Here is a 16,198-nt window from a genome sequence, read left to right as displayed (position 1 = left end):
TCGACGGGTCGGATCAGCCGAGGTTAGCGATCAGGATGCCTTCTGCTTTGAGCACGACGCCGACGTCACCGGAGACACTCGAGAAGGCCTCCTGATGGGCCGTAATGTCCTCGACGCCAGCGCCGACCGTGAACTCGCCTGCGTCCGGGAGCGATCCGAGTTCCCGGCGCTCGTTCGGCGCGAGTTCGAGGTCCTCGAGAACGACCGTATCGTCTGCCGTCTGGCACCGCACCCGGACGAGGGCCTCTCGAGGAAGTTCGTTCTGGACGATCAGCGAGCCAGCGCCGAGACCGACCATGCGTTTGAGTGCCGCGGCGATCGCCCCGGGATCGCCGGATTTGATCGCCGCGACGAGCACCGACGCGCGTGCGCTGGCCGTTTGCGCTGCCGAGCGGGCTTGCTGCTGGAGCGTCGCCGCGTCCGGCGGGAAGTTCTCGGGATCGTTTCGATAGACGACCAGCACGAAGACCGACGCGAGGACGCCGAGGACGCCAAGAGCGACGAGGTACCACGGTAATCCGTCGTCATCGTCGGCCGGCGGTTCGGTGTCGTCGATCTCGTCGTCGACCCCATCGTCGGCGGGTCCGGCGGACGGATCGTCGACAGTCACCGCGCCTGTGGCGACCTCCTCGACGTCGTCGGTGACGACCGAGAAGTCGTACGATCCGGGCGCGGGTGCATCGATCGTCGTCGACAACACCCGTTCTTCCCACGGACCGAGCGAGACCCGGTCGATATGGACGACCTCGCCGTCGACGATGAACTCGACGTACTGCTCGTCCGTCTCGAGGCCGGTGTTGTTGACCGCCGCCGAAAGCGTCACCTCGTCTGTGACCTCGTCGTGTTCGACAGTGGTCTCGGAGACGTCGAACCACGGTTCTGCGGCCCTGACGGTCGCGTTTCCGAGTGCCTCGTCGTCGCCGCTGATGATCGCGACCTCGACGATGGGGACGTCGTCTGCGTTAGTCCGGTAGGTGAACCGCTCTGTCGTGCGGTGGCCTGGTCCCAGTTCGACCGTCGCGTTGTCGACGACCTCCCGAGAGGTCCTGTCAGGATCGCCGTATCCGCTGTCGATACGCAGTCTGACGTCCTGTTCGTCCGTGATGTCTCCCGTATTCTCGATCTGAGCGATCGTGGTCAGCCTGTCGCTCTCGTTGACCGGATCGTCTATCTCGACGATCGAAACCTCGAACCCGCTGCCGTTGATCCGCGGCTGGGCGGTATCGCCCGCACCGGGGCTTCGCACCTCGGCGTCGACACGCGGTGCGTCACCGGGCTGGGTCTCGTAGACGAGTTCGAACCTGTCGAACGGATCGTCCGGCTCGAGCCGGGCGGTGTGTGAGTCGACGAGCTCGCCCTCGACGTACAGTTCGATCGGGTACTCCTGGGGACTCTCGGGTTCGATGTCCTCGTCCTGATACTGGACGAACGTCGTGAGTGTGAGGTTCTCCCCTTCGTCCGGCCAGTTCCGATCGACGATCATCGCCTCGAGATTGTTTTCGAGAAAAGGCTGACTCAGTATACTAGCAGTCGTGCTGTCTGAGTGATCTCCTGTATCAACAGCAACGTCTAGAGTAGTATCGTTTTTGCTAGTTTCGTACGGGAATTCGACCGTCTGTTCACTCCCCGGTGGGATTGAAACAGTCGTATCGCCCGCCCGCTCTCCATCGACGTAGAAGTCGATGATGTAGTCGTCTCCGTCTGGGTAGGTGCCAAATCGAACGAGGTCAGCGCTGATGATCAGATCGTCGCCTGCAACTGGCGTGTTCGTATCGATATCGTCGACGACCACCTTGGCTTCAGAAATTGAAAGTCCAAGTTGTTGTCCCGTGGTGCCGTTCTCGAGGACGTCGACTTCGACTGCAGTAGCGTCGCTGTCGCCCCATGCAGTCTCGTGGGTAAACGACAGATCCTCGCGCTCGCCACCTTCGAGGGAGACATTTCTGCTGGTGGGTTCGCTACCACCATCGACTAACTGGATCTCGACTTCCTCCTCGTCACCATCAGCGAATTTCGTGTTCCATAACTCGACGGTAAGTTCGAGATCTTCACCTTCACCGATTGCGTCGTCGGCGGAAATGTCCTGGACGCTGTAATAATACTGGTCGTAGTCGGGATATACGATCGGTTCGCCACCAGCCTCGAGTTGTACCTCGCTTTCTTCCGTCGTGACGTTTCCGTCGTCGTCAACGACGATCGTATCGTTGACCACGTTTCGGGTCGTCACGACGAGGTCTGGGTCGTCCGACCTAACTCGAACGGTGTTGTTATCTGCCGTGACGGGTTCATCTCCTGCTTTGAGTTCGTCACCGTCGATTTCGACGAGGTCACCGTCTTCGTCTCCGACGGTTAGATGTGGGTTCTCCGGAACCTCATCTGAGCTGACGCTTTTACTGGTAACGACGTCGCCGTTGAACCGGACGACCACCTCGTCGTCGGAAGCATCGACGTTTGCCACCACACTGGCAGACGACGGTCCACTGGGGGTCTCGATTCCTGCGACCGGAGTCACGAGGAACAACGCTGCAAAGACCAAGAAGAGCACGATTATTGTTGCTGATGTGAGTATTCCTCTCGGCCGATCGGATCGAGCCTGTCCAGTGGCTGTCACTGCCGACCCAGCCGCCGATCCTCGAGTGTCACGCGCTGTCATTGTCGATAGCAGGGCCAGCGGCTACGCCGCCGGCGAGTTCCGGACCGCACTCTCTCGTCTCGTCATCGTCACGTGTGCCGCGATGGGGGTGTGTCGTCGTTCAGTTTGTAATCATCGCTTATGACTGTGCTGGCCGATCGACCGTTCGCCGATGTGACTTGTTTTCGAGTGACACGGTATCGAGAAGCAGAAACCGTGGGCACGGCTGCAAAAATCGACTTTCTCACAGCCTACGGAAGCTCCCAGCCCTCGAGCGTGTAGGCCATCTCCCAGAACCGGTACTCGAGTTTCGCGCTGGTGAGGAACGCCTCGGTCATCGCCTCGCGTTCGCCGGGGTAGCGCTCGCCGCACTCGTCGACGAACGTCGCACACCAGTCGGCGGCCTCGCGGAACTCCTCGCTCGTGTACATCTCGATGAACGGCGCGTATGGATTCTCCTCGAGGTCCTCGGCGAGGGCGGCCATGTGATCGGCGACGTCGAGGTAACCCTGCATGCAGGGGTAAAGCGCCGCCGCGATTTCGGCGATCGACCCCTCGTAGGCGGTCCGCAGGAGGAAGTTCGTGTAGGCGACGCAGGTCGGAGCCTTCTCGACTGCCTCGAGTTCCTCCCTGCTGATCCCGTAGTCGGCCGCGAACTCGCGGTGGAGGTCCATCTCGTGGTCGAGCACCTCGTGACTGACGCCGAGCAAGTGCGTCATCGTCTCCTCGTCGCGCGCTTTCGCGCCCGCGATGGAGAATAGTCGGGCGTAATCGAGCAGGTAGCGGTAATCCTGTTCGACCCAGTGGCGAAACGCTGCCTCCTCGAGCGTGCCGGCGGCCAGTTCCGTCACGAACGGGTGTGCCTTCTGTGCCTCCCAGACGTCCTCGCCTTCTGCGAGGAGTTGATCACTGAACGTCATCAGTGTACCCACAGTACTCGACAGTATACAATCTACTGGTACAAGTCGATTATACACCTGTATTTCGTGAGAACTGGTGAGAGACGGCTATTTGTCATTCCGTAGTGACGGTCCACCGTGACCTCCCTCGGAACCGTCGTCGCCGTTGCGCTCGTTGCCGGCTGTGCGACCGGTCTCGGGGCGCTCCCAACGATCTACGCCGACCGCGTGAGCCATCGCGTCTACGACGGCGCGGTGGGCTTTGCTGCCGGCGTCATGGTCGGCGCGGCCGTCTTCGCACTCCTCGTCCCCGGCCTCGAGTTTGGAACGCCGCTCGAGGTCGTCGCTGGCCTCTTCCTGGGGACCGGGTTTCTCCTCGTGGCCAACGCCGCACTCCCGCACCTCCACCTTCGGTTTCGCGGTGAACGACTCGAGGGGACGGCGATACTCGAGGGTGAGTCGAGTGAAGAGTCACCGCCAGCAGACGACCGCCGCCGCGCACTACTCGTCGGCAGCGCCGTCACCATCCACAACGTCCCCGAGGGCCTCGCCGTCGGCATCGCGTTCGCCAGCGGCGAGACCGGCCTCGGCATCGCCATCGCGACCGCGATCGCCGTCCAGAACGTCCCCGACGGGTTCGCGATGGCCGTCCCCGCCGCTCGAGCCGGCGTCTCGAACGCGAAAACCGTCCTCTACACGACGCTTTCGGGTGGCGTTCCGGAACCGATCGCTGCAGCGGTCGGTTTCGTCCTCGTCGCCACCGTCACCGGCCTCTTCCCCGTCGCCGCCGGCTTCGCAGCCGGTGCCATGATCGCCGTGGTCTTCCGGGAACTGGTACCCTCGAGTCACGGTCACGGCTACGCCGACACCGCGACGGTCACGTTCGTCGTCGGCTTCGCGCTCATGCTGGTCGTCGACACCGTCCTGGCCGTCTGATCGTGAGACAGATATCGGCTAGTCGTCTCTCACTTCTGTCGACGTTTTGTCGGTATTCGAGATATTGTCTGTACTCGATCAGATGGGGAATCGATCGAGAACACCTCGAAAGCCCCTGGCTCGCCCATCGACGCGTGACTCGGGAGAGGGGAGGCTGACTGCGGGCCTGGTGGATTGAAAGGGCGAAGTACGCGCGGTTCGTAGCGAAGCGAGAACCGCGGGAGGCGAACGGGGAGCGTAACGACCCGTGAGTCCGATGGCGGCCGCTCGGGCGGCCCTATCCGAGCCTTCGAGGACATCCGCCCGAACGACCGCGAACGGACTGCGAGCGTTCGGGGTGTTCTCGTCCCCTATTCTCTTTCAATAATCATGGTATGCGGGGAGATTGGAATATAATTGACCCCTAGCCGAAATCGAACGATAGAACTCGAGGGCCGAACGGCGACGGGGCAGTTACAGCAGTACCGAACTGGAGACTGGTGTCGAGACGTTTACCACCCGTCGGTTCCATCCCCCGGCAATGACGCTGTACTCGCGGGTTCGGCCCCTCGCGTTCGCGCTCCCGCCGGAGACGGCCCACGACCTCGGCAAGCGCGCGCTGCGGGCCGCCCAGTCGACGCGACCGACGCGGTGGGCTCTCCGCAGGGCCTACCGGTACGACCATCCGGCACTCGAGGTCGACCTCCTCGGGCACCAGTTTCCGAACCCAGTGGGCGTGGCGGCTGGATTCGACAAGAACGCCGAAGTCACCCACGCACTCGAGGCGCTGGGTTTTGGCTTCGCCGAAATCGGCACCGTCACGCCGTATCCGCAGGTCGGTAACGAGCGCCCGCGACTCTTCCGCCTCCGGGAAGACGAAGGAATGATCAACCGGATGGGCTTCAACGGTCAGGGGATGGAACGCGTCAAGGCCCGACTCGAGACCGACGGCGTCCCCGACGTCCCCCTCGGAGTCAACGTCGGGAAGATGAACACCTCGAGCGAGGAGGAAGCCATCGAGGACTACCGGCGCGTGTTCGACCGGCTCTCGCCGTTCGCGGACTACGTCGTCGTCAACGTCTCCTGTCCGAACACGCCCGACTCGTTCGACGAGAGTTCCCCGGAGCACCTTCGAGCGGTCTTCGAGACCCTCGAGGCCGAGAACGACCGCGACCTCCCGCTACTGGTGAAGATCGGCCCCGACGCGCCGGCCGACTCGGTTCGGGAACTGGTCGACGTCGTGGTCGATCTCGAGCTCGACGGCATCGTCGCGACGAACACCTCGACGAGCCGGGAGGGACTCGACTCGCCCGAACGCGACGAGTGGGGTGGCCTGAGCGGCAAGCCGATCGAGGACCGCTCGACCGAGGTCGTTCGAACGATCGCCGAACACACCGACGGCAACCTGCCGATCGTCGGCGTCGGCGGCGTCGATTCGGCCGGCAGCGCCTACGCGAAGATCCGCGCCGGCGCGTCGCTCGTGCAACTGTACACCGGATTCGTCTACGGCGGCCCCGCGACCGCGAGCCGGATCAATCGCGGCCTCGTGACCTTGCTCGAGCGCGACGGGTTCCGCTCGGTCGAGGAAGCCGTGGGCGCGGACCTCGAGTAGCTTCAGTCGTTATTCGAGCCGGTGTGACTCGACGGCACCAATCGCGTGGCGAGCCGACAGCACGGCACCCGTCCCGACCAGCAGCGCCGTCACGGCCGTTCCACCGAGGCCGACGACCCAGACCGGCGTTCCGAAAGCCGACGCCAGCCACCCGCCGATGACGCCGGTGTGTGCGAGGATCGCTGGCAACGCACAGCCCAGGAGGACGATCGAGTAGCCCGCGAAGGCAAAGTTACTCGGGACGATCGCCTCCGTGTTCCGGCCGATCGTGACCGACTCGAGCCGGGGAAACACCGTCCCGATACCGGTGGCGAGCGGCCCGGCGCAGGCGACGAGGACGACCGCGCTCAGCGTGAGGGTCGCGACCGTCGTCGAGGGGTGTGGACTCGCGATTCCGAGCACGACCGTCGCCACGATCGTCGCCGTTCCGAACAGCCCCACGCCAGCGAGGGTGTGGCCGACGACGAGTGCCCGTCCCGGATCCGCCGAGAGCACCGTCGTCGGGAGGACGCCACCTTCGTTCCCGACGACGTTGAGTGTAAACGCCGCACCCGTGACCCAGGCCCCACAGAGGACGATCCAGAGGGGAAACGAGCCACCGACGGTGCCGGTCTGGACGACCGTCGCGATCGGGTTGATCAACACGATCAGCGGGTAGAGGACGAACGAGAGGGTGATCGGGGCCCGACGCGCTCGCTTCCAGTCGGCCACGGCGACGCCGACGACCGGCCGCGACACCAGCCGGGTGAGCCGCCCTTCCTCCTCGAGTTCGTCGACGGAAGCGTCGCCGCCGCGTTCGACGTGGACGCCATCGGCGTACCAGAGCCACGCGGCCAGCCGAGGTAACGTGACCGTCATCCCGAGCACGTAAACCGCGGTCACCACGATAGCACCGACGCCGCGGACGGCCGACGCGTCGGGATCGGTGCCGACCATCGCCAGGTCGGCGAGCCAGCCCACCGGCGTCGGCTCGAGGATCTGCAGAATGGGACCGAACACGGCGTCGAAGCTCCCGGAGGCGAACACCCAGACGTAGCCGACGGCGAGCACGGCGAACATCGGCGTTCGAAGTCGGGTGAGCAGCGGCGACCGGACGCCGGCGTTCCGAACAGCGAGCGCGAGGAGAAATCCCGAAATCACCGCCGTGACCACGGTCGCCAGGAGCGCGACGGTGGCGGCGGGGATCGCCAACGGCGAGCCAGCCCCGACGGCGAACGCGAGCACGAGCACCAGCCCGTAGGCCACCGCTGGCCCGCCCCACGTCAGCCCCTCCGCGAGGACGACCCCGCCGAGCAGTTCTCGAGGCGAGACCGTCGTCAGCATCCCGTCGAGTCGATCCGGACGAAGCGTGTTCGCGTAGCCGCGATAGGCGACGATCCCGGCGAGGATTAGCCAGACGGTGACGAGCGCGAGGCGAACCCAGTCGATCGGCGATCCCGCGTCACCCGAGCGGACGCCGAGACCAGCACCGAAGGCCGCAACCGGGCCGAACAGCGAGAACGTGCCGAACAGCAAGACGACGAGCAGCGTCGCGACGAACTGCAACTCCTCGTCGAGCAGCGCGCGCCAGCGCCGCCTGAGTTCGGTTCGAGCGATCACCCACGTCTCCCCGGGATCGGGGAGTCTCGAGCGCCGTCGCCCACCGGCGCATTCGTCCCAGTCCGTGCTCATACCTGCCGGGCTCGCGAGCCGTGGTCGGTCGTCACCGCGAGGAAGACGTCCTCGAGCGTCGAATCCCCGCCCTGCTCGAGCTGAGCGGTCAGTTCGTCGGGTGGCCCCTCGGCGACGAGGTAGCCGTCGGCGAGGACGCCGACGACGTCTGCGAGTTCCTCGACGACGGGGAGGATGTGCGTCGAGAGGAAGACGGTGTGGCCGGCAGCGGCCATCTCCGCGATGGCGTCGATCACGGTCCGGGCGGCACGTGGATCGAGGCCGCTGGTCGGCTCGTCGAGGAAGATCACCGCGGGTTCGTGGACGAGCGCGCCCACGAGGCCGATCTTCTGGGTCATCCCCTTCGAGTAGTCGCCGATCCGCTTGCCAGCGTCGTCGGCGAGGTCGAACCGCTCGAGCCAGTAATCGATGCGTTCGGCGGCGGTCTCGCCGGGAACGTCCCGCAGGCGAGCGACGTACTGGAGCTGCTCGAGGCCGGTGAGTTCGTCGAAGACCGGCGGCGTCTCGGGGAGGTAGCCGATGCGGTCCCGAACGGCGTCACGGTCGGTGATCGGTGCGCCGTCGATCGAAGCCGTCCCCGCCGTCGGCCGCGTGAGCGTCGTCAGCATCCGCATGGTCGTGGTCTTGCCGGCTCCGTTGGGACCGAGGAAACCGTAGACCGAACCGCGCGGGACCGCGAGGTCGACGCCGTCGACGACTGTCGCCGAGCCAAAGCGCTTGGTCAACCCGTCGGCATCGATCGCGAGTGAACCGGAGGGCATAGTGACAGGTAGGAAACGATTCGGGGAGGCGACTTAAGTGCTGCCGTTCCACGGGGCGGTCAGCGTTGTGTTGGCCGTGGCAGTTCGAGCGGCCCGGAATGGATTAGATATGTACCACATATACCAATTTCCAATTATAATATTGTATTTGATATTTAGTCCTATGCGTATCGATCTCGTGTCCGACCGGACGTTTCTTTTACCAGCCCGAAACCAGCCACCGGAAAAGCCGAGACCCGGCGGAGTTCGCGCTCGAACGCCGGGACCCACAGGATTTGCGCTCGGGCGGTCGAAGAGAGACCGTCAGGGCCTCGCCAGTTACCGGTGTGAGCCGGCCTCCGAGAGCGCACCGTCGACGGACTCCCCGATGAGCGTCTCGAGGTACAACAGAAGTGCCAGGACGAGCACGGAGGTCACGAACGCGACGGCCGTCACCGGCGAGAAGATCGAGACGAGGCCGAGTCCGGCGAGGGCAGCTCTGGGTGCGTACCCGTTGACCGGGAGCCCGTCACCGTGATCGAACGGCCGATTCAGGGCGTAGGAGAGGCCGATCATGCCGACCAGCACGTTCAGCCCGAGGAGCAACCGGCTCGCAGACAGGTCCGCGGCAGCGATGTCGGGCTGGAAGATGAAGACGACCGGGAGCAAAAACAGCGGAAAGCCGAGGATGATCGACTTCTTCGCCGTCTCCCAGAAACTCGAGTCGGCGATCCCGCTGGCGACGATGACGCCGACGGCGATCGGTGGCGTCAGCGCCGAGAGGACGGCACCGTACATGACGAAGAAGTGGGCGGCGAGGTCAGCGACGCCGAACTCCGTGGTCAGCGTGGGTGCAACGAGGACGGCGACCAGCAAATAGGCGGCACCGGTAGGCATTCCCATGCCGATGACGATGCAGATCGCGAGTGCCAGAATCACCGCGAGGGCGAGGACGCCGCCGGAGATCTGCAGGATCGCCAGGGCGATCTTCGAAGGGATACCGGTCGCCATGAAGAGTTCGACGATCAGGCTGATCGAGACGATGATCATGGTGAGCGCTGCAGTCGTCTTCGCTGCGATGACGGCGCCGTCGACCGTGTTCGCGGTGAACGCAGAGAGCGCCTCGCGCGGTGGATTCTGTGCGACGTTCATCGCGAATCCCGACGTCAGCATCGCGACGACCGTGAGCAGCGCCGAGTACATGACGCCGTACTGGGCGATCGCCAGCAGGTAGATCAACAGCGCGAACGGAATCGCGAACCCGACGACGTTCACGAGCGAAATCTCCGCGCCGTCGATCGACCCGGTATCTGCCTCCGCCAGGTCGCTCCCGTCGCTCGAGAGCTGGTCTTTCGTTCCGTAGTGGACGCCGATCACGACGGGGATGTAGAAGACGAGCGCGGGGATGACGCCGGCGACGAGGACGTCGACGAAGGGGATCGCGAGCAGCGACGCCATGAAAAAGGCCGCCGCACCCATGACTGGCGGCATGATCTGGCCACCGGAGGACGCGACGGACTCGATCGACGCCGCCTTCGAGCCGGAGAGACCGTTTCGCTTCATCACGTCGATCGTGATCGAGCCCGTAATAGCGGTATTCGCCGTCGCGCTCCCGTTGATCGAGCCGACGAAGATGCTGGCGATCACCGCCATCTGTGCGACCCCCGACTTGACGTACGTCGAGAGTCGCTGTGAGGCCCTGATGAGGATCCCGATTCCTCCGTACCCCTGTATGAGGCCCGCATAGAGGAGAAACAGGGCGATCCACATCCCCATCGTCTGGGTGAGGTTCCCGTAGACTCCCGTCATGTTGAGCAGGCCCGTCTGCAGGAGTCGTTCGATTCCGAGTCCGGAGTGGTACAGCCACGAGGGAAACAGCGGCCCGAAGTACGCGTAACCCAGTCCGACCAGAATCACCGCCAGGAACGTCGAGCCGTACTCGACGTAGGTCAGATAGACCACGATCGCGATCAGGATCGTCGCCAGCACGTAATCGAGCGTCGTATTCCAGCCGATACGTGCTTCGTTGAGCACCTCGTACATATAGAAGAAGTACCCCGTGGTGACGACGGACGCGACCAGCAATCCGCCGTTCAGGTACCCGACCCGGGACCTGTCGACCTTCGGGTAGAGATACAGCACGAGCGAGCCGCCGACGAACGCGATCGCGAACCGGGCGGCGTCGAACGGCAGCGCCAGCGCGTAGTAGGCGATCCCGATCCAGAAGAGCACGCTGGCCGCTCTGTAGAGGGTATCCGATTCGTTGCTGTGGAGGTCCATCGTGGGTTAGGCGGTCGTCCAGTCGTCGTCCCAGACACCTAATTCCTCGTACGCGTCTGCGACGCCCGGATGAATCGGATACTCCGGGAGGATGCCGCCAGTGAGCAGGTCCGCCTCGGAGAGGTCGAGCAGTCCAGGGAACGAATCCAGCAACTGCTCGGCGTTCTCGTGGGCGAGCATCGTCAGGTCGTATGCGACGTCGTTCGAAACGGCCTCGGTGAAGTAGACGTGGTTATGAACTGGAATTGATACTACCTCACTCATATCGAAATTCTGATTTTCCCAGCCGTAGGGCTCGACCAGTTCGTGGCGTCCCGGAATCGCAGCATCGATCCCGTCGGCCACGTCGTCGTCCCAGTCGACGAGTTGCATATCGACCCGCGCGTCCACTTCCGAGGACCAGCCAACGAGCGACTGGTAACTCGCGCCCGCAGCAGCGACGGCGTCGATTCGACCCTCCTCGAGTCCGCCTGCCACGTCGTCCGGTGGCATGTCAGTGACGGAGATCTCGTCCCAGAGACCGATCTCCTCGAGTGCCGATTCGACGACGATCCGGAACGACGAGCCACTCTGATAGGCCCAGACGTTCTGATCGATCAGATCGTCGTAGGTTTCGATGCCGGTTCCCTCGCGGGCGAGCATGTAGATGTGTGCGAGGATGACGTCGAACCCCTGCGACGGGTTGTTCTCGAGCGGGTTGTCGGCGTAGTATCCCTCCTCGTTCTGAGCGAGTTCGTAGTCGAACGCGGTCGTCAGACCGACGTCCGCCTGCCCTTGAGAAAGTAGCACCTGGTTTTCCTGCGTCCCGGACGTCTGCTGGACGGTCAGGGTCACATCTGCGAGTTCCTCCGAGGCGACCCCTTCGATTGCCGTCGCTGCGCCGTGGACGCCGCTCCCCTGGTCGCCGCCAGCGACGGTGATGCTCTGGTCGGCCCTGTTTTCGCCGCCGACGCAACCTGCCACGAGCGCGAGTCCAGTGCCTCCTATCCCGGCAAGATAGCTTCTCCGGTTCATGCCTCACTAGGGTGGACTCCCACACGGAGTATTAATCCTTTGGGTTCGGTAGTCGATTGCACGTCAGTCTCCCTCGATCGTAACGGGTGATCACAGTGGAACTCGCGCGAGATACACAGCCAGCGATCGTGTCCGGAACCAGTACACCTATACTATGGACGGATGAGTGTTGGACAGCGATGGATAACGACGTTACCAGGGTACAGAACGCTGGGCCTCCCCGAGAGTTACCCACGTTGTCGGTCGTATCGATCGTGAGTGCAGGACACCTGCTCTCGCACTTTTACCTGTTGACGCTTCCACCGCTGTTCCCGCTTCTCGTAGCGGACTTCGACGCGACCAACGCCCAGCTCGGGTTGATGGTCTCGATGATCTACCTCGCGACGTTCGTGTTTCAAATTCCAGCCGGTGAATTCGTCGATAGGATCGGTGCGAAACGTGTCTTCGTCATCGGCGTCGTCCTGTCTGCGCTCGGCACGATGCTCATCGGACTGGCGACGTCGTACCTGTTCCTGCTCGCGTTCGCGTTCGTCGCTGGAATCGGTCAGGCAGCGTTTCACCCTGCAGATTACGCCCTGCTCGACGCCGTCACTGCAGACGACGAGGAGGGGAAGAGCTTCGGCGTACACACCTTCGCCGGGTTCGTCGGCTTTGCGGCTGCCCCACCGATCGTCGGCACGCTCGGTCTCCTGTACGGGTGGCAAACCGCACTCGTTATCGTCGGTGCGGCAGGACTTGCCTTCGGCCTCTTCGCCCAGTTCGCGATGGGTCCGGTGTACCTCCAGCAGGTCGCTGCCGCCGACGATCCAGGGTCGACCGTCGATTCCAGTGGCAGTGTGAGCGACGACCGTGGGTACGACCTCGAGGCGGATGGGTCGGGCGAGAGCGAGGGACGATTCGGAAGTCTCACACTGCTGAGACAGCCCGCAGTTCTCGGGATGTTCGTCTTCTTCGTCGTGGTCACGATCTCGGACATCGGCATCCAGGCGTTCACGGCGATCTTCCTCGTCGAGGGCTTCGGGTACGAGGAGACGATCGGCAATACGACGCTAACGTTGTTCCTCGCCGCGACGGCGATCGGCGTACTGGTCGGTGGCTGGCTCGCCGACCGGTTCGACTTCTTCATCGTGATCGTCTGCAGCCTGCTGGCAACGAGCGTCGTGTTCGGGCTGACCGTCACGCCGCTGGTCGACCGGGGGCCTACCGCTGCGATGGCGATCTGGTCGACGGCCGGGTTCGTCTTCGGCCTGGCCCTGCCGTCTCGCGATCGGGCGATCAACGCGCTCAGCGACGCCGGTGATACGGGCAAGAGTTTCGGGATCGTCTACACCGGACTCCCGCTCGGCGGGTTCGTCGGCCCGGTGGTCATCGGACTCGCTATCGACTACGTCGGTCTGTTCAGCGGGTTCGCGGTCAACGCGATTTGCTTCGCGATCGCCGCCGTCATCGTTTACGTGGTGCGATCGACGTAGGCCGCTGCATCCGGCGGTCGAGAGCGACGATCGCGAACGACGAATTGAACGATTCTGAACGATTCTTCTACACGTCGAACCGGGCGTACGCGCGAGCGGACCACCCGGTGAGTAATCGCGATGAGATCGTGGCGGCGTTCGAACGGACGAGCGAAAACGAAACGCCAATCGACGAAACGACACGCGACAGACGACCGCGCAGCCCGTCGAAAAGCCCCAGATAGATATTCCGGATTAGTCGCCAAATCGTTCGGTAACAGGGAACGCTCGAGCACCCGGACGGCCGATCCGTCGCCGAATTTTACACGCGTACGCTCGTACGATCTCTCGTCATAACCCGAATTCCACTCGCGAAACCGGACACTCGACGAATCGGACGTACGGCCATGCCGAACAATCGTGATGGTTAGAAGTTCCGCAGGTTGAGTTCGATCTCGTTCGCCGTCCCGAGCAACGGTTCCCGGAGTTCCGCCTCGATGCGGTCCTCGGAAAACCGGTTGGCGGGTCCGGACAGCGCGATCGATCCGTAAACCTCGTCGTCGACGCTCTTGATCACCGTTCCGATCGCGCGCAACCCGATCATCGCCTCCTCGTCGTTGTACGCGATCCCCGTTCGACGAATCTCCTCGAGTTCCTCGAACAACTCGTCTTCGTCCGTGATCGTGTTCTCCGTGACCGGGGGCAGCCCGTGCTCGTCGATGATCTCACGAACGTACTCTTCGGGGAAGTGCGCCAGCATCGCCTTTCCGCCGGCGAGGTGATGAAGGTACGCGTGTCGGCCGAGCCGATGGGGCGTCTTCACCTGGGTGGCCGCAGCAGCGCCACAGAGGTAGACCAGCCGGTGGTCGTACTCGACGAAACACCACGTACGCTCGCCGACGCTCGCCGCGAGTTCCTCGATCTTGGGTTCTGCCGCATCGAAGATGTCCCACTGGTTTCGCGCCTGGATACCGTAGTCGAACAGTTTCAATCCGAGCGTGTATTCGTCGCCGGACCGGTTGACGAACCCGCCGTCGCGGAGCGAGGCGAGGTGGTCGTGAACCGTACTCTTCGACATTTCGAGTTCGTTCGCGATGTCGGTGAGCCTGCATCCTTCGGTCTCGCTGATTACGTCGAGGATAGCGAAGACCGTCTGGGTCGACTTGATCCCCGGGCGGTGGTCTCGGTCCATGTCAACACATACTCGAGACACGTGATAAATGTTGTTCCCCATCACCGAACAGGTCGTGTGAAGTGATATCGTCCATCTCGTTATTTGTTCGCGTGGGCAGGTGTCACGGCGACCAGCGGGAACTGCCGCATCGAAAACGAGACTTCGGCCCCGCTCGAGCCGATACGCCGTTCGGCTGTCGTTTCCGCTCATCGTGACGTCTGTCCGACGGCGCCACTGAGAGTCACGAGCAAAGGACTGTGACTATCGTAACGTATAAATCAGTCGGGAACATCGAGGGTGATGTATGCGAGCTACTGATAGGGCTCCAGGTATCCGAAACTACGTCCAGAACTGGGCGGAAGTAAAAGAAGGAGAAGAGGTCATCGTCGTGGCCGACAGCTACGCCAACGAGCAAATGGTCGAGGAGGTCGCCGCCGAGGCCCGCGCTCAGGGCGCAAACGTCGTCGTCAGCTGGATCGATTTCAACCCGATCCAGGCACAGGGCGGTGGCCCGATCATCGACGAAGCACTGAAAGCCGCGGACAAAATCCTCCGAATGACGTTCGCGACCAGCCACGACCGCGGGACCCAGAAAGCGATCATGGAACACGGTCTCGAGATGTACAGCGTGGCTAACCCACACGATCCAGAGTTCTTCGTGCAGGAGGCTGCACGGTATCCGGTCGAGGTCGTCCTCGAAATCGAGAAGAAGGCACTCGAGATCGCCCGCTCGGGCAACGAGATTCGGGTCACCTGTGACAAGGGGACCGACGTCACGGCGACGTACAACCCCGAAGACTGGGGGGGTGACTTCGGGACGGTTCCAGCCGACGAGAAACGACCCGGCACCTACCCCGCGACCTTCCCTGGAGCCATCGCGGGCGTCCTTCCACCACAGGAGACGGAAGGCGTCGTCTGCTACGACGCGTTCAGCGGCGTCGGCGTCGCCGAGGACGAACCGATCAAACTCACCTTCGAGGACAACTTCTGTACCGGCATCGAGGGTGGTGCCGCCGCGAACGAACTCCGCGATATCGTCGAGGGCGTCCCAAACGCCGGCTTCTGCGAGGAGTTCATGTTCGGCCTCCACCCGAAGGTCAGGAACGCACCCCTCGACCAGAAACCGATCCCGAACGAGGCCGAGCGCCGCTACGGCAACATCCACATCGCCATCGGGAACATGCGCTGTTTCAGCATGTACCCCTTCGAGGAAACTGGCGGCACGGAACTCCACCTCGACGGCTTCGTCCTCGATCCGACGATCGAGATCGACGGCGAACCTGTCGTCGAGGACGGCAAGCTGACGTTCCTCGACGATCCACAGATCCGTGAAGTTGCGGCCAAGCACGGCAACCCAGACGAACTCCTCCGACAGAAGTGATCGAACAATGTCAGACATCACCGCAGAACTCGAGCAGTTCTTCGAACCGCTCAAAACCGACGACGAAGGCATCGAAACCCTGGACGAACAGCTCGCACCCCGAACGTTCCAGTTCGAGCTTACCGACGCCGATACGTTCACGCTCTCGGCCGACACCGACGAAATCACGGTCGAGTACGGTGCGATCGAGGACCCGGATCTGGTGAACGACGTCACCATCGTGGAAGGCTCCGTCGATGCCCTCCACGAGATCATGGCCGGGACGACGACGCCACTCGACTCGCTGAACGACGGGGACATCTTCATGACGAGCATGATGACCGCCCGGTGTTACAACTACGGGCTCCTCCGGGCGTTCCGCCGCGCGGCGGAACTCTCCGAGTGTGAAACCCACCGGTGGGAGGTCGCCTGAGCCCCACCGTCGGTTCA

At 63.2% G+C, this 16,198-nt stretch carries 12 protein-coding genes; 5 read left to right on the top strand and 7 right to left on the bottom strand.

The features are described from left to right. Positions 1 to 13: 13 nt before the first annotated feature. Complete coding sequence (locus B1756_RS11085) at positions 14 to 2,461, bottom strand: hypothetical protein (protein ID WP_152031303.1); 2,448 nt, start codon at positions 2,459 to 2,461, stop codon at positions 14 to 16. Positions 2,462 to 2,883: 422 nt separating this feature from the next. Then, positions 2,884 to 3,552: a thiaminase II gene (gene tenA / locus B1756_RS11080; RefSeq protein WP_086888593.1), complete on the bottom strand. Its 669-nt coding sequence runs from the start codon at positions 3,550 to 3,552 to the stop codon at positions 2,884 to 2,886. A 117-nt stretch (positions 3,553 to 3,669) separates the two neighbouring features. On the opposite strand from tenA, the gene B1756_RS11075 reads away from it, so the two are divergent. Both B1756_RS11075 and B1756_RS11070 read left to right on the top strand, forming a co-directional pair. Then, positions 3,670 to 4,467 carry a ZIP family metal transporter gene (locus B1756_RS11075; RefSeq protein ID WP_086888592.1) on the top strand — a complete coding sequence of 266 codons (798 nt, stop codon included), beginning with the start codon at positions 3,670 to 3,672 and terminating at the stop codon, positions 4,465 to 4,467. A 520-nt stretch (positions 4,468 to 4,987) separates the two neighbouring features. Beyond that, positions 4,988 to 6,058, top strand: coding sequence for a quinone-dependent dihydroorotate dehydrogenase (locus B1756_RS11070; RefSeq protein WP_086888591.1), 1,071 nt, complete (start codon positions 4,988 to 4,990; stop codon positions 6,056 to 6,058). Positions 6,059 to 6,067: 9 nt separating this feature from the next. On the opposite strand, the gene B1756_RS11065 is transcribed toward B1756_RS11070, so the two are convergent. The 4 genes from B1756_RS11065 to B1756_RS11050 form a co-directional block, all read right to left on the bottom strand. Beyond that, the gene (locus B1756_RS11065; protein WP_186336451.1) at positions 6,068 to 7,729 is read right to left on the bottom strand and encodes a hypothetical protein; all 1,662 of its coding nucleotides are present in this window, start codon (positions 7,727 to 7,729) and stop codon (positions 6,068 to 6,070) included. Continuing rightward, entirely contained in the window at positions 7,726 to 8,490 is a 765-nt protein-coding gene (locus B1756_RS11060; RefSeq protein ID WP_086888590.1) for an ABC transporter ATP-binding protein, read from the bottom strand. The genes B1756_RS11065 and B1756_RS11060 overlap by 4 nt, the downstream gene beginning before the upstream one ends. Positions 8,491 to 8,808: 318 nt before the next feature. Then, on the bottom strand, positions 8,809 to 10,749 hold the full coding sequence (locus tag B1756_RS11055) for a TRAP transporter permease (RefSeq protein WP_086888589.1): 1,941 nt from the start codon (positions 10,747 to 10,749) through the stop codon (positions 8,809 to 8,811). Positions 10,750 to 10,755: 6 nt separating this feature from the next. Then, a complete protein-coding gene (locus tag B1756_RS11050) occupies positions 10,756 to 11,763 on the bottom strand; it encodes a TAXI family TRAP transporter solute-binding subunit (RefSeq protein WP_086888588.1) in 1,008 nt (335 codons plus the stop codon). Positions 11,764 to 12,017: 254 nt separating this feature from the next. Between B1756_RS11050 and B1756_RS11045 the strand changes: the two genes are divergently transcribed. Beyond that, positions 12,018 to 13,235: an MFS transporter gene (locus B1756_RS11045; RefSeq protein WP_228434337.1), complete on the top strand. Its 1,218-nt coding sequence runs from the start codon at positions 12,018 to 12,020 to the stop codon at positions 13,233 to 13,235. A 406-nt stretch (positions 13,236 to 13,641) separates the two neighbouring features. Here the strand turns inward: B1756_RS11045 and B1756_RS11035 are convergent, their stop codons facing one another. After that, on the bottom strand, positions 13,642 to 14,406 hold the full coding sequence (locus tag B1756_RS11035) for an IclR family transcriptional regulator (RefSeq protein WP_161493178.1): 765 nt from the start codon (positions 14,404 to 14,406) through the stop codon (positions 13,642 to 13,644). Between the two features lie 286 nt (positions 14,407 to 14,692). Between B1756_RS11035 and B1756_RS11030 the strand changes: the two genes are divergently transcribed. Then, complete coding sequence (locus B1756_RS11030; protein WP_086888584.1) at positions 14,693 to 15,769, top strand: 2,5-dihydroxypyridine 5,6-dioxygenase NicX family protein; 1,077 nt, start codon at positions 14,693 to 14,695, stop codon at positions 15,767 to 15,769. A gap of 7 nt (positions 15,770 to 15,776) precedes the next feature. Beyond that, positions 15,777 to 16,181 carry a hypothetical protein gene (locus B1756_RS11025; RefSeq protein ID WP_086888583.1) on the top strand — a complete coding sequence of 135 codons (405 nt, stop codon included), beginning with the start codon at positions 15,777 to 15,779 and terminating at the stop codon, positions 16,179 to 16,181. The last annotated feature ends 17 nt before the right edge of the window (positions 16,182 to 16,198 follow it).

The sequence above is a fragment of the Natrarchaeobaculum aegyptiacum genome, assembly GCF_002156705.1.
Lineage (GTDB): Archaea > Halobacteriota > Halobacteria > Halobacteriales > Natrialbaceae > Natrarchaeobaculum > Natrarchaeobaculum aegyptiacum.
Note: the sequence above shows the minus strand (reverse complement) of the source record. Positions and strands in the feature narration are given on the sequence as shown.